The sequence below is a fragment of the Pseudorhizobium xiangyangii genome, from assembly GCF_020531965.1.
Lineage (GTDB): Bacteria > Pseudomonadota > Alphaproteobacteria > Rhizobiales > Rhizobiaceae > Neorhizobium > Neorhizobium xiangyangii.
Map to the genome: position 1 here is coordinate 1 of NZ_JAJAWH010000017.1, position 14,360 is coordinate 14,360.

General features: G+C 56.8%; 7 protein-coding genes and 3 pseudogenes. 4 read left to right on the forward strand and 6 right to left on the reverse strand.

The annotated features are described in order from the left end of the window. Positions 1–1,013 precede the first annotated feature (1,013 nt). From LH464_RS15895 to LH464_RS15905, 3 genes and pseudogenes are all read left to right on the forward strand, one after another. On the forward strand, positions 1,014–1,778 hold the full coding sequence (locus LH464_RS15895; RefSeq protein WP_226787383.1) for a FadR/GntR family transcriptional regulator: 765 nt from the start codon (positions 1,014–1,016) through the stop codon (positions 1,776–1,778). A 356-nt stretch (positions 1,779–2,134) separates the two neighbouring features. After that, positions 2,135–2,450, forward strand: a pseudogene (locus LH464_RS15900) (leucine zipper domain-containing protein); the annotation flags it as partial. Positions 2,451–2,626: 176 nt separating this feature from the next. Beyond that, positions 2,627–3,352 (forward strand): annotated as a pseudogene (locus tag LH464_RS15905) (transposase); the annotation flags it as partial. A gap of 1,650 nt (positions 3,353–5,002) precedes the next feature. Here the strand turns inward: LH464_RS15905 and repC are convergent. The 4 genes and pseudogenes from repC to LH464_RS15925 form a co-directional block, all read right to left on the reverse strand. Further along, entirely contained in the window at positions 5,003–6,214 is a 1,212-nt protein-coding gene (gene repC / locus LH464_RS15910) for a plasmid replication protein RepC (RefSeq protein ID WP_226787384.1), read from the reverse strand. A gap of 206 nt (positions 6,215–6,420) precedes the next feature. Then, positions 6,421–7,449, reverse strand: coding sequence for a plasmid partitioning protein RepB (repB, locus tag LH464_RS15915; RefSeq protein ID WP_226787385.1), 1,029 nt, complete (start codon positions 7,447–7,449; stop codon positions 6,421–6,423). Continuing rightward, a complete protein-coding gene (gene repA, locus LH464_RS15920) occupies positions 7,446–8,669 on the reverse strand; it encodes a plasmid partitioning protein RepA (RefSeq protein WP_226787386.1) in 1,224 nt (407 codons plus the stop codon). The genes repB and repA overlap by 4 nt, the downstream gene beginning before the upstream one ends. A gap of 407 nt (positions 8,670–9,076) precedes the next feature. Continuing rightward, positions 9,077–9,838 (reverse strand): annotated as a pseudogene (locus LH464_RS15925) (DMT family transporter); the annotation flags it as partial. Positions 9,839–9,888: 50 nt separating this feature from the next. Between LH464_RS15925 and LH464_RS15930 the strand changes: the two are divergent. Next, a protein-coding gene (locus LH464_RS15930) for an IS3 family transposase (RefSeq protein WP_390624993.1) occupies positions 9,889–11,120 on the forward strand; the annotation gives its coding sequence in 2 pieces (ribosomal slippage) (positions 9,889–10,240 and positions 10,240–11,120; 1,233 coding nt in all). A 333-nt stretch (positions 11,121–11,453) separates the two neighbouring features. On the opposite strand, the gene LH464_RS15935 is transcribed toward LH464_RS15930, so the two are convergent. Both LH464_RS15935 and LH464_RS15940 read right to left on the reverse strand, forming a co-directional pair. Then, complete coding sequence (locus tag LH464_RS15935) at positions 11,454–12,503, reverse strand: D-alanyl-D-alanine carboxypeptidase family protein (RefSeq protein ID WP_226787388.1); 1,050 nt, start codon at positions 12,501–12,503, stop codon at positions 11,454–11,456. A 717-nt stretch (positions 12,504–13,220) separates the two neighbouring features. After that, positions 13,221–14,243 carry a LacI family DNA-binding transcriptional regulator gene (locus tag LH464_RS15940; protein ID WP_226787389.1) on the reverse strand — a complete coding sequence of 341 codons (1,023 nt, stop codon included), beginning with the start codon at positions 14,241–14,243 and terminating at the stop codon, positions 13,221–13,223. Positions 14,244–14,360 lie beyond the last annotated feature (117 nt).

Consider the following 14,360-nt stretch of genomic DNA (forward strand, 5'->3'; position numbering starts at 1 on the left):
ACCCTGTCAGCTGACAGGGTTTCGCCGGCACGACTGATCGGAGCTGCAGAAACTATGTCTAGGCGTTGAACGACGCCTAGTCAGGCATCTGGCCCCGAATCCTGTCAGCTGACAGGATTTTGCCCCGAACGACTCTTGGGGCGACGGCCGCTATGAACCTGACGCCTTACCAACACGCGCACGCGGAGCTCCAAAAGAGCATGCGCAGCCACCCATCACCGTCACCGTTACCAACATCGACATTGCCCCGCCAAATGCCCGCCGATCGGCAGGCAACCTTAATCCGGAATGAAAAGGTTACCGGAGGACAAATCTCAAGGGCAGGCTGACAATCATTCTGTCGAATCCATCGCAGAAATCCGTTATCGCAATTGCATTCAAAGAAATGAGAAGCGGCGAGGGGGCCCCTCCCAACCGACACCACCCGACCCTCATGTCGCTTGCGGCCGCCTTCTGCCTACACGTCCACCTGCCAGGTTCCAATGGCTCATCCAACAAGCATGTCTCAGGCAAATAGCTTCGGCTGGACCACCAGCTGGCGCACTCTCTGCATAGTGCGCAAGAGACGTGTTCGGAAAATCCCCCGCCAAGGCCAAGGAGCGGGCGGTATCAAAACGTTTCACTATTGACCTGCCATCCAAGGCCGGAAAACGCCGACGTCTCACCCAATGCAGATCCAGCTGCAGCGACACTAAACAATAACATAGGTCTCCTTTTCGACGGAAGGTATCGACCGATGGACAATCTTGTGGATATGTCATATGTCATATCTATAAATGCCGGGACCATTGGACAACGCTCTGGCATCAAAGGAACGAAGGTATGCTGTCCCGAGGTCACCCCGCTTTGAACCTTGTCTTCCACGGAGTTCGAAGCAGGGGGGCGTAGCGCCACCGCCCCCTTGGCCTCAGTCGGAGCCAGCGAGCATCACGGCGCGCTCCATTTACTTTTTACATCCTATAAATTCACCCGCATGGCGGATAAAATCTCGCCATGCCTCATGGAACGGCCCCATGGCAAACACATCGTCATCGGCTGAGTACCACCGCCGCAAGCTAAATACGCGGGTGGTTTCGGATATCGAGAGACGCGTCCTGTCGCGTCAATTGCAGGTGGGGCAGCGGCTGCCCTCTGAAGCGGAGCTTGCCCGCGTGTACGACGTAAGTACGCGCTCCGTGCGGGAGGCCTTACATATTTTGGAGACCAAGGGCCTTATAAGGCGCCGTCATGGCGAATTGGCAGAGGTCGTGCGCGACGATCTGGACCTGTTCATCGATACACTTGCGGCTTCCGTTGGGTCATTGATCACCCGCGACACTTCCCATCTCGTTCAGGTCATGGACGTTCGCCGAATGATCGAACTGGACGTCGTCGGCCGACTTGCGGCCGGGGAGGGGAGGCTGTCGATGGGTGTCAGCAGCGCGCTCGATAAGATGCGCAGTTCCGCCCGGGAAAACAACCATCTTCAATTTACCGAAGGCGATACGCTATTTCACCGCGCAATTGTACAATCGCTCGGAAACGACATTTATTCATTATTATATAACAAATTCAATGCCTTGATCGCTGGAGTAGTGCGCATTTCTGGGCCAGGACCACGCCAGACGCTGGAAAAGGCTCAAGCCGAACATGAAGAGATCTATTCGCATATACGTGACGGCAACGCTCAACGCGCACGTGCACTGATGGGCTCGCATATCGACAATTATACCGCCCATCTCCAAACGTACGTAGGAAGCAACCAATACCTGAAAAACTCCCGGAATGAGTGTACATGACCATTTCTCTGTTCCCGCGGGTGTAATTCTCTACCATTCACGCTGGCATCCGGTAGAGACGTCGCCGAAGGCGCGAATGATCTCCACCTCTGCGGCGCGATGAAACCCTTTCCGCATGGCCTGTCCCTTTGGACCCAGCATCAGCTGTTTGAGACCAACCAGGAAGAAGCAAGGCCAACTTCAGGATATTGCACGCCCAAGTCACCTAACGCGGCGCCATTCTGGCAGACCATCCTGTGCCGAAGATGCCAGCAAGAGCCACGAGCTGTGAGCTGTGAGCTTCACGGTGGTTGGCCATTCGCGGCCGAGTTAGGAGACTGGACCTAACACACAACAGTTTTCGAGGATCGTCCCGAATGAACATCCACATGAATCCCCGCTTGACGCGGATCCATCGAGAGGAAATGGCGTCTAAGGTTTGTCGAAGGACGTCTATCCAGATCCGAAGCTGCTAGTCTCTACGGCGTCTCGGCAAAGATCAACTCGCGCTGGGTCAGGTGGTTCAGGATACAAAGACGGGCTGGGATGATGGATTTTCATCCCGGCCCAAAACCAGTCCGAGACAGACGAATCAGGTGCTGGTCGAGCGGATTGTCGCGCCTTCGTCGCCAGCGGCTGACCGGCAAGCACATCGCCACGGAGGTCGGCGTGTCCCCGGTCACCCTCACGCAGCGGTTCACATTTACCCCTTCGGCGCAGAAAGTCATAAGACAAGCAAACCCTCATTTCCCAAGGTCGTGATGTTTCCAAATCAACTTTGATGTGATTCAAGATTCTGGCTTGGAAGAGGTCAGCATCCGACGAAACAGCCTTAATCGAATGACCTTCGTGAGCGCGTCGTCGCCGCTATCTTGAGAGGCGAAAGCCACCAAACGGTGGCCTTACGCTTCAAGTTCCCGTGTCGTCTGTGGTGAGGTTGCCTCAACCGCATCGCGCGTCCGGTTCGGTTCACTCCGGCAGGATGGGCTGCCACCGAAAACACATTCCGGAACCGCCCCGAGCATTCCCCATCAAGCGGCTCGCAGAGAACCCGCACCTGGCGGTGCATGGTTTGAAGGGTGAGCTGGCGTCACGCGGCTCACCTCGATCCCGAGCGTCACGTCTTCATCGGTGAGTCCTGGACCAAGACGAATATCACGCCGATCAGAGGCTGGGGGCCGAAAGGTCAGCGGCTGCGTGCTTTTGCTCCGTGGTCACTGGCAGACGCTGACCTCTCTGGGCGCCGTGGGTTGCGACCGGTTGACCACCGTTTGCATCTTCGATGGACAGATCACGGCTAATGGTCTCTTGCCTATGGCGAACAGCAACTTATGCTCGTTCTCAAATCGGGGACAACAGCCACAAAGCAGCACCTGTGCGACACCATCAAGGCGCGGCCGGCGCACGCCGCTGGTTCCTTCCGCCATACTGGCCAGACCTTGATCTGATCGAGCAGGCATTCTCCAAGATCAAACACTGGATGCGATTGGCACAAAAGCGGACAATCAAAGACACATGGAGACACGTCGGAACACTAGCGAAAACCAACAAACCAACTAGAAGAATGCACCAACTATCTTGGAAATGCAGGCTATGTTCAGAACACGAACGCCCGATGGGCACTGCATCCCAAGATCCCTGGAACTGCGCAATCGTCATCCACGGAACGGGTACTCAATGCGGCAGAGGTTCCAGCTCTCGAACACACAGCTCGGACGCACCCATCAGACCGATCAATGTTTCTGACATGTTGCGCTCGCAGCCGCAGGCCGTCTCGATATCCAAGGGCTAAGAGTTTGACCCAGCGAGGTAAACTTCACCGATACCTCCGCGAACGCATTCCACATGTATCGTTACCCCCGCCGCCACCTGGATCAAAATGGGGAAGGGGAGGACCTCACCCAGCGTGTTGGCAGGCAGTCAGCGTTTAGGAACATTCCCCCGGAGACGTACCTCTACTTAGCTATATTATTCAGACCATCTGGGGACGTCGCAGCCAAGAGCCCATCACTCAGCAACAAGTACCCACCCCACCAAGGGATCAATATCCTGCCAATGAATTTATATCTCGCAGCAACTAGGGCCTTCGTGATTTCTGAGAGCGACTTGCGCAGTGTAACCACCGTCGGGAGGAGAGGATTCATTTGCGCAGCCTTGGAGCCGATCCCGGCATAGATTGCCGGACTTTTATCCCAGCGTCGAAAGCAACCGGATTGGCGATCCTCAATTGCCCGTCCAGAATGGTGACTTGGTCATGATCGATGCCGAAGAGGATGCTGCGTTGAGCATACAGCTGCTGAAGCTCCCGACGTAAACGTTCTGGCCTTCAAGCGGCGGATGTAAACGCCGACGTTCTAAACCTTCCACCAGACATGGATGGGATTCGAGGTGCTCAACGCTGATCGACCAGTGTTTCGTAGACGCCAGTTCGGCCAGAGATCAAGTTGTCAGCAGCAGTTTCACGGCGTCTAACATCCAGCTGTAGCGCGCCACGACCTAGATTTTGGCCTTAGCGGCTACGCAGGCCCAGCCGTCAACTTGGCAGAGACTCGCAAGGCCTCTCAACCAAAGAGGTATCCGCATCCGATGTAGAAGATGCGGTCGAATGGTCGGAAAGGGCAGGGGGCCCGGGCCGGTGTTGGCTTAATCGTCTCGATAGTCGGCAAACTCTAGTTTCGGCATGCAAATGTTCGCCTGTCCATGCTCAAGCGACGTATGGACAGCAGCAATATCGCATTGATCTCCAACGGCGACGCTATAGCTTCTCGGTCGGGTGATCGCACAGGTCGAAATTTATCTCATTTGACCGGAGCCCCCCTTTACCTAGGAAGATCCGAACTACCCTCCGCTCCACGCGGAGTATTTCCAAATAAGCGGACACAAGAGCCTTAAGGCGTCATTTCCGACACCGCCGCAAAACAGGCCGGAAGTTCAGATCGTTGGCTACCCGACCAGGGCACTTCCTCACGGGGGCAGAGATTTCTGCGTGTGTTTGACCTATATCCCGCAAAGACCCCCCAAAAAAACCCTTAGGCATGCCTCACCAAAAAATGGTCGGAACGACGACGCCGACTAAAAACGCCGCGTCGAACATTTCGTGAATCGAACCGAAGTTCGGTCCAAGGCGGCAGTCCCCGTCAGCATTGTGAGCGTCAGCGCCGATCGCAATGCCTGCAAGCCAAGAAGAGCTACCGGCAAGTAATCTCACCTGAACGCGGTGCCGAGCTAAATCGGCGCCGCGGCCTCTAACTCACCTGCCGGTCTCCATGCCCATTGGCCCGCAACAAGGCCATTACCATCGGGCCGAGGGAGAATTCTCCTCGCTCGGCCTTTCGGGAAAGATCGCGAAGATAGCCCCCAGGGGAATTGATGTGGCCCGCTCGCTCAAGCATGCATGCCATAGCGACCGCTGCATTCTCGGGCCCCATTGCGTCGCAAGCATCCTGATAGGCAGAGGGGCTGACGCCAAGCATCGTACGGACGACGACCGCCGCTGCCATCAGATCGCGCCACCCAGTTATGGCGCCCCCTTGACCATAATCCAGTATTTGCGGGCACGCCCTTAAAACCAATCCCAATGGAAAGGCTTTCATCGGATTGCGAGTTCCCTGATTGCCCGCCAATTTTTCCTCCTGCTCTTTTCGAGAGCTGGGTTCAAGTTCAGTTGGGTAATCGGTATTTGAATTCTGTATATGACGCCCAAAATGAGCATCATTGGCGCTGGTATTTTCAGAAAAATTGTTTTGGTTCAAACTGCTTACGACTTCCTCGTGCAACAATCCCAACTCATCAAGCAGTGCTTTCAATTCACCAGCGTTCGGATTGCGCGGAATCCGTGCCACTAGCTCCACGTACATGGCTTCAAGCTGCCCCCAGTTTCCGTCGGCGCCCTCTTCCATCGCCGCGCTAATAAGCTTCCGTACGTCGCGCCGGCAGATCGTCAGAGCTTCCCTTGTCCGGCGGAACTCCTGACGTTCGGCTATAACGCGCTGCGCCAACTGCTCGAGTTCTTCTGCTCGCGCGAGTAACGGTGACAGGTCAAAGCCGTAGGCCTCCTCCACCTCTCCGGCACGGCTCTTGCGTGCATAGCGTTTGCCGTTCGCACTGTCCTTGCGAACGATAAGGCCCGCATCGACGAGCACTGCAATATGACGTCGCAGCGTGGCGGCTGCGATACCATGGGCGCGCACCATCAACTGCTCGTTGGACGGGAAAACAATTAGCTGACCGTCCTGGCGGAGTTCAGATTCGGGGTAGAAACTCAACAAGGCATCAAGTACCGCGAGGCTCCGATCTTGGACTTTCAAGAAATCTCTCGCGGCACAGGCCGCGCGAAACACTTTCCACTTGTCCACCGACGAACCCGGCTTGATGTCTGCCGTCGCAACTTGCTGCCTTACCAAGGCGAGCGTCATCGGCCGCCGCCCAAAGGGCGTCGTGACATGTCCTCTTTCCATTTTCCTTCACCTCTCAAAAGGCAAAAGAAATCCGCTCGCCCAAAACCGCGCCAAAGACTCTTGACTGATGTTCGTGGAAATGCGATTCTCGAAGTGCTAAATCCAGAGAGAGGCTTCCACGACGGAAACGTTAAGGGGGCCTTTTTCTTTTGCTATGATCCTTTCGTCTTCTATTCAGCGTATTCCCTGACAGCTGTCAGGGTTTTTCAGCGTTTCCGTTCTCGGGAAAACCGCTCAACGAGTGCTGGCAGTTCCTTCCCAACGAACTTTACGAACTCCGCTCCAAGCGATCCCTCGGCTGAAATCCGAACTTCCTTTGAGGAGAGCTTCAAGGCACCAAGTCTGGTGCCTTCGGCATCCGTAAGCTCGCCGAGACCTCCGCCGGTAGACGTCGGGACGGTCCTGACCGCCTGGTACGCCCGCTGAAACCGCTGGTCAGAGCCAAGTGCGCTATTGCGGTTCGCGGCAAGGGTACGCCGCACAGTCGCAAGGGCATCGGCTTCACTGGCCAAGGCCTTGGCAAATTCCACCCAACGCGGTCGTCCCACCTTCGGCGCCCGCCCGATTGCCTCGATGAGGTCCGCTGGAACCGCGCGGTATACGCTGCGCATACGAGCTAGTTCTGCGTCATCGATTGCCAGAGCCGCATAGATGTCACGCGGCTTGATGCCTGCATCATCCATGCGCCATGCAAACAATGTTCGCTCAATCCAGGTGAGATCTTGCCGACTGGCATTCTCGATACCCTGCGCGACCACCAGATCCAGATCCGAGATATCGACTTCGATCGCACGAACGGTTCGGCCGAGTTCCTTGGCCGCACGCCAGCGCCGATGACCGTATACGATCTGATAGCGCCCCGGGGTGTTGGGGTGACGCCGCACCTGGATCGGCACCTTTTGCCCGTCGATGTCCATTGAATGCTTAAATACGTCGAAATCGTCCCCGTCGTCATCTGGCAGGCGATCCGGAAAGGGGGACGGATCGATGAGAGACGTATCCAACTCAAATACGGATACGCCACCGGCATCGACCAGTGCCTTTAGCATGTCTCGCTCGGCTCTGATGTCGTCGATGGCCCTGTGAGCGGCACCGATCACGCCCGCACCGACGCGATTGCCGCCTGCCGGCTGAGGAGATTGCTCCGCGGGAGCCGACGCATTCTGTTCGCCTTCGAGTTCCGCGGAAAGCAGACCGAAGCTGGCGACAATCGACTTTCTGGGGCTCTTTGTCATTCCCGGCCCCAACTTGCATTGATCAAGCGTATGACGCCTTCGTTGACCGCATCCACTGCCTCGCGAGCGCGTTTATGCGTGTCACGGCCGATCTGCCCCATCTCAAGTTCATAGAGTGATTTCTTGGCGAGCCCCGCAGCTTCGACTGCGGTGCTCTCGATTGCCGTTGGCAGCAGAACGTCAGAACCGAAGAGATGGCGAAGCATCGCCACGACCTGCGACTGCGGCGCATCATTTGGATCATGTCGCGTGATGAGATAACGGATGAAGTCTTGGTCCAACTGCGCACCGTTCTCATTCAGAACGCTAATGAGGTCGCCCATCATGAGCAAAAACTGGCTCATCGAAGCGACGTCGAGCATCGCCGGGTGAACCGTGATGATCATGCTCGTCGCGGCGTAGATTGCGCTCAGGGTCAGAAAGCCCAATGACGGCGGCGTGTCCAGGATCACGATATCGTAATCCTGCTCAACCTCAGCGAGAGCAAGTTTCAGCCTCTCAAAGAAGATCGCGCCATCGCTGGATTTATTGGCAAGGACACGAGGCGTCTCATGCTCGTATTCCATAACCTCCAGATTGCTTGGAATAAGGTCGATACCGTCGAAATATGTCTTGCGAATAATATCGCGGATAGGACGCCGATCGGCGTCATCGTAGCGCAATGCGGCATAAATCGTCTCGTTGGCACCAACGTCGACTTCCGGTTGCGCACCAAACATGGCGGAAAGCGATGCCTGGGGGTCCAGATCGAGCGCAAGGACACGATAACCCTGCAAAGCGAGATAATGGGCCAGATGCACACAAGTCGTCGTCTTCGCGCTGCCGCCCTTGAAGTTGGCTATCGCGAGTACTTGCAGGTGCTCGCCCCCCCGACGCCTCGGCAAGAAGCGTAGAGCATCGCCGGGCTTCTGGGCGGCGAACATTTCGCGCAATTCGTTGATTTGCGCGAGCGTATAGACCCGGTGATTATTCTCGAGCCTGCCCGGGATGGGACCACGGCCTTCGCTGGACATCAATTTGAGGGTCGAGTCAGGTATAGATGTCAGCTTGGAGACTTCATTGGTGAGGAAATGCCGCAAGCTCTTTTCCGCCGTCGGCGGATACATCCGAGTTCGAAGCTGCTGCAACTGTCCCGACAGGAGGGTAGCGTGGCGCGTAATCTTACTACCGGCATCTTCCTTGGAAGTAACCACCGCTTCTGCTTGTCGTGCTATCGCCATTTTTCCCTCTTAGCGGCTCAAGACCGGTTTGCCGACTAAAGACCGCCAAGAGATAGACCACGATTCGCACGAACCGTCCACAATGAACGGCCCAGTTGACGCCAGTCACACGACACAATCTGCCGCCGACAGAGGCCTACCCATCTGAAAACGCACGATTTTTTGGCACGGTTCCGACAAAACTTAACCGGTGGAAACCATAAGGCCCCGGCAATACATCGACGCAGAACGGCAGCATCCGGATAGCTCCGAAGGCTTTTCGCCAGAATCACCGCACGAGATCCAGCGCAGCCTTAGCATCGAGTGCAATGCGGCGGGGGCTACAGCGCCCGGATCAGGCTAGCATGCCAGGCAAGTTGTGATGCGGCCATGCACAGTATTCCGGCAGGCGCCGCCTGGTCTCTACTTTATAGAGACGGACACGACCGGCGAACGCCGTTCGGTCGACGAAGGTTGAAAAGGTTGCCAGCGAGAACCAGTGCCGCCCCCAAGGCCGTAAAACCGTCAATGGTTTCGGTGTATAACAGATAACCCAATAGCGCCGACAACGGCACCCGCAGATAGTCCATGGGCATCACCAGCGTAGCCTCGGCATAGGACAGTGCTTTGGCCATGCAAAAATGTGCGAATGTGCCTGAGAATGCGATGAGGAATATCCATGGCCATACCGCGGCGGATGGCCAGATCCACACTTTCAGCGCCGGAACAAGTCCGATGACAGACTGGATGATAAGCATCCAGAAGATGATCTTCGTCGCGCTGTCCGAACGCGTCAGGGCTTTTGTCATGATGAACGATATGGCAAATACAAAAGCGGCTCCCAGCACGACCAGATGCCCCGGATCGAGTGGCACCGAGCCGGGCCGCACGATGAGCAGGACGCCGGCAAGGCCAAACAGGATCGCCATGCACTTGCGCCATGTCAGTCGCTCGCCAAGAAAAGCCGCCGCCATGAGAGCCACCCAGATCGGCGCAGTAAATTCGATGGCAATAACCTGGGCCAGGGGAATCATTGTGAGGCCCATCAGCCATGCGAACTGACCGACATAGTGGGCGACGTTGCGGCCTATGTGGCTGGGTAGAATACTGGTCCGCATCGCCCTGATGCCGCCCTCGCGATAGACAAGTGGCAATAGCATGAAGAAGGCGATGACGGAGCGCATCTGAACTGCACCCCCTTTCGACCGAACAGTCGGCATAAGCAGAAAGGCTCAAGCACATGCTTGAGGACAGGCTTATGTCTAACGAGTACCGACACGTTGAATTGCTGACGGGTGATGTCCGCCGCAGGCGGTGGACAACCGAGCAGAAGCTGACAATCATTGAGCAGAGTTTTGAGCCAGGCGAGACGGTATCTTCGACCGCTCGCCGCCATGGCGTTGCGCCCAATCTGCTTTACCGGTGGCGCAGGCTCTTGAGCGAGGGAGGTGCTGCAGCCGTGGAATCTGACGAGCCGGTTGTCGGCAATTCGGAAGTGAAGAAGCTGGAAGACCGCGTCCGCGAGTTGGAGCGCATACTCGGCCGCAAGACGATGGAGGTGGAAATCCTCCGCGAGGCCCTTTCCAAAGCGGACTCAAAAAAACGGATATCGCGGCCGATCTTGTTGCCGAAGGACGGTTCCCGATGAAGACCGTCGCAGACACCCTCGGTGTTTCCCGTTCAAACCTCGTCGAGCGGTTGAAAGGCAGATCGAAGCCGCGCGGTCCCTACCATAAGGCCGAGGATGCTGAACTTCTGCCCGCCATTCGCAGGCTGGTGGATCAAAGGCCAACCTATGGCTATCGGCGGATCGCCGCGCTCCTCAATCGCGAAAGGCGAGCCGCCGATAAGCCTGTCGTCAACGCCAAACGGGTTCATCGCATCATGGGCAGCCACGCGATGCTGCTGGAGAAGCATACGGCCGTTCGCAAGGGCCGTATCCACGATGGCAAGGTCATGGTCATGCGCTCGAACCTGCGCTGGTGCTCGGATGGTCTGGAGTTCACCTGCTGGAATGGCGAGGTTATCCGGCTCGCCTTCATCATCGACGCCTTTGACCGAGAGATCATCGCCTGGACAGCGGTCGCAAATGCAGGCATCTCCGGCTCGGACGTGCGCGACATGATGCTGGAGGCGGTCGAGAAGCGCTTTGGTGCAACGAGAGCCCCACACGCTATCGAGCATCTCTCGGACAATGGCTCAGCTTATACGGCGCGGGACACCAGGCTGTTCGCGCAGGCGCTCAACCTCACGCCCTGCTTCACCCCGGTCGCGAGCCCCCAGTCGAATGGAATGTCCGAGGCTTTCGTCAAAACCCTAAAGCGGGACTATGTCCGTATATCCCAGGTTCCGGACGCCGAAACAGCGCTCCGGCTCATCGACGGATGGATCGAAGACTACAACGAAATCCATCCGCATTCCGCGCTCAAGATGGCTTCCCCTCGGCAGTTCATCAGGGCTAAATCAACCTAGCTGACCTGTCCGGTGAAACGGGGAGCACTCCAGCATCTCCATGACCTGGAAAACGTCAATCTCCCGCGTGATAACCCGGCCCGAAACGGCCATAAGGAGAAGCAGGGCGATAGACGTAGCCATCCATGCGGCTGCTCGTGGCGTGGACTGGTTATTCTTCACGTTTGCCATTCTTCCCGCTGAGCATTCAGATATCGACGGCCACTCAGCTGTGCACCGGCGTAGCGAGACACTGAAGCGCTTGGTCCAACGTCTCGAGCATCGAATACCGTTCGCGAGACAAGGCGAGCCTTTGTGCCGAAACCTGGTTCAAGTCTAGGCTGGTGAGGCCCATTACTGGAGGGGCGGCCTCTGTAACGGCTTTGGAACGTCCGCAACGTTCTCGATCGCCCATGTGCGAATTATGTGCTTGCTGACAGGCATCTCGGGTCCAAGAAATGTCTGATGCCCTGGCAGGCCCATTGGGTACATCGCTTCCCGACCGGCCTCATAAGCTGCAGTCTGATCGCTGCAAAGCCGCAGGCGCATATCTTCGGGTTGAACATCTGGGCGGTTCGATAGCGCTTCAAGTGAACCGAGGTGCGATCCGAGTGTGCCGTCAAAGGCCTGCGTCAAAAACTGAGCGGTACGTTCGCTACGCTCCCGTTCAGTCGTTGCGCCCAGGAGAACCACCATAACACGTCGGCCGTTGCGCTGAGCCAAAGCAACCATGTTACGGCCTGATGCACAGATGAAACCTGTCTTCATCCCCGTGGTTCCCGGGAAATGGGCCAAAAGCTCATTGGAGGAAGCCACCTCTTTCCCATCGACGACAACTCCTGCTGCCTGAAAAAAGTACCTGTACTCGGGAAAGCTCTGGTCGATACGGATCCCCAGCAGCGCCAGGTCTCGTGCCGTAGAATGTTGCGTCCGGTCGAAGAGCCCATTTGGGTTGGCGAAGTGGGTCGCCGTCAAACCAAGTCTTTTGGCTGCATCGTTCATGCGTTCGACGAAGGTCGCGTCATTGGAAGCCACAGTCTCAGCCAATGCTACAGCAACATCGTTAGTGGAACCTGCGATGACGGCGAAAAGCGCATCCTCCAGGGTCATGGCGCGACCGACAGAGAGCCCGGCTTCAAGCGATGCTTGGCTCATCGCGTGCCGCGAAATTACCACCGGCGTGTCCATCGTGACTTGGCCTGATCGCAACGCTTCGAAGACAACAAAGACAGTCATGAGTTTCGTCGTGGAGGCCGGATACCACGGGACACCGGCATCTTCCGCATGGAGGACGGCCTGCGTCGCTACATCCACCACGAGGGCTGGCGTGGCGCCAACAGGCACGGCTGCAAAAACCGAAGTACTAAGCAAGAGCGCTTTCCATCCGTTGGAGAGAGCCTTCATCCTGCTCAAGTTTCCCATTTCCATATCCAATTTGAAATCTGCATGCGCGGGCGCAGCGTCTGTGAGAGTGCTATTGCTTAAGCAAAGAATGATCCTGGAGATCGCTGAGTGATGCGAGCTGACGCTTTGAATTAGGTCAAACGGGCAAAATTTAGACCTCGCGAGATTGCTTATCTCAGGGCTATGGAACGGTTGGAACAGGCGGTCAATGCCCTTGCCATTTGCGCGCGCCCGGATTCTGTTGGAACCGCCGCCATTCCTGCCGCGCCGACCTGTCAATCATGCACAAACGAGCCAATCCTACATGACGGCCCGTGCGCAGCCGAGGCGAAGGCCGCCTTAGCTGCGCGATTGGTGCATAGCTGCACTGCAGCATAAGCTCTTTGAAATAAGCGCTATCAGGGTATGATGGTTTTCATCGAAGCGATGCACCTCCTCCCGCAAAGCTTCGTGTTTCAGGTGGCCCACTCCTCCTCCCAGGGACGCCTGTAGGAACAGCAGCACTCCTCCTCCCAGCTGCTGTTCGGTTCTTTTGGAAAAGCCTGCCGCACCTCCTCCCGCGGCGGGCTTTTTCGTTTTTAGCCCTCTGGTAATTTTAACGGCCGGAAGGTGGGGGATGGGGTGAGGATCATATCTCCCTTAAGTTCGATGCAGAGCATCCGGACGCCGGCAGCAAATTTCAGCACTGAAATGAAGTCGCTCTCATCCTAATGGGAGCTAGGCGCTTTCCCTTGCAATCAGCTTTCCCTGGAAAAGGCGGTCGAAATCCCGATCTTCGGAGCTTCCGAGAACCTCGACGAGGTACTCGACCATATCGGAGATTGGTTGGCGGTAGGTCGTCAGCCGATAATTCGGACTGTCAGCCTGAGGCACATCGTCGAACCCGGTTATGGCAATGTCTTCGGAGACGCGTAAACGCAACTTGTGGCGGATCACGTCCATGGCTCCGATCGCAAGCGCATCGTTCTCGCAAACGATGATGTCCGGCAGCGCCTCTGCATTGCGCCCGGCCAGCGTATCCGTGACGATATCGGCGGCCAATGCCGGATCATAGGCGGCGACTGCAACCGTCTCGGGCTCGACGCCAAAATGTCCGCGCCAGTATTCGACGAAGGTTTCCTTGCGCAGGAGGTGGGCTGAATAGGTGCGTGGCCCGGCCAGAAACATCGGTCGGCGATATCCCCGTTCATGCACGTAGTTGGCGATTTCCTTCATCGCATGCACATCGTCCACGGCGATAGAAATGGTGTTCGGGTTGCGCGAAGTTCGGGCGAAAATAATCAGTTTGCGAAAGCGCCGGGCATGAAGGGCGGTCTCCAGGACCTCGTCGTCAAACTGGATGCCGATCAGGATCACCGCATCGACACGCCGCTGGCTGGCATTCAGCAGCGCATGCCCGGCATCGTCCCTGTTAAGAGTGTTGACGAGCAGGATATCCCATCCCTCACGCCGCAATATGCGGGTCAGGTGCTCCATCATCACCAGCTTGTGTGGATTTGCGAAGTCGTCGATGAGAAGTGCCACGAGATTCGACCGGTCGGACGCAAGACTTGCGGCCCGCAGGTCCGGCACGTAGCCGAGCCGTTCCGCAGCGACCATGACCTTCTCCAGGCTCTTGGTCGATATGGATGCGTCTTTCCGGAAGGCGCGATTGACCGTCCAGCGCGATACCCCTGCAGCAACGGCCACGTCGTCTGCCGTTACGTGGCCGGCAAAAGCGGGCTTTTTTTCACCTGCCATTCTGTTCTCCTACCTCCGTCTTGTATCGGTTCGCGGTCAATTGATAGGGCCTTTTTATCTTGCCCCGAGAAAATTTTGCTCACGGGAGCATTTTCATCTTGCTCGCGAGAGCAAAAA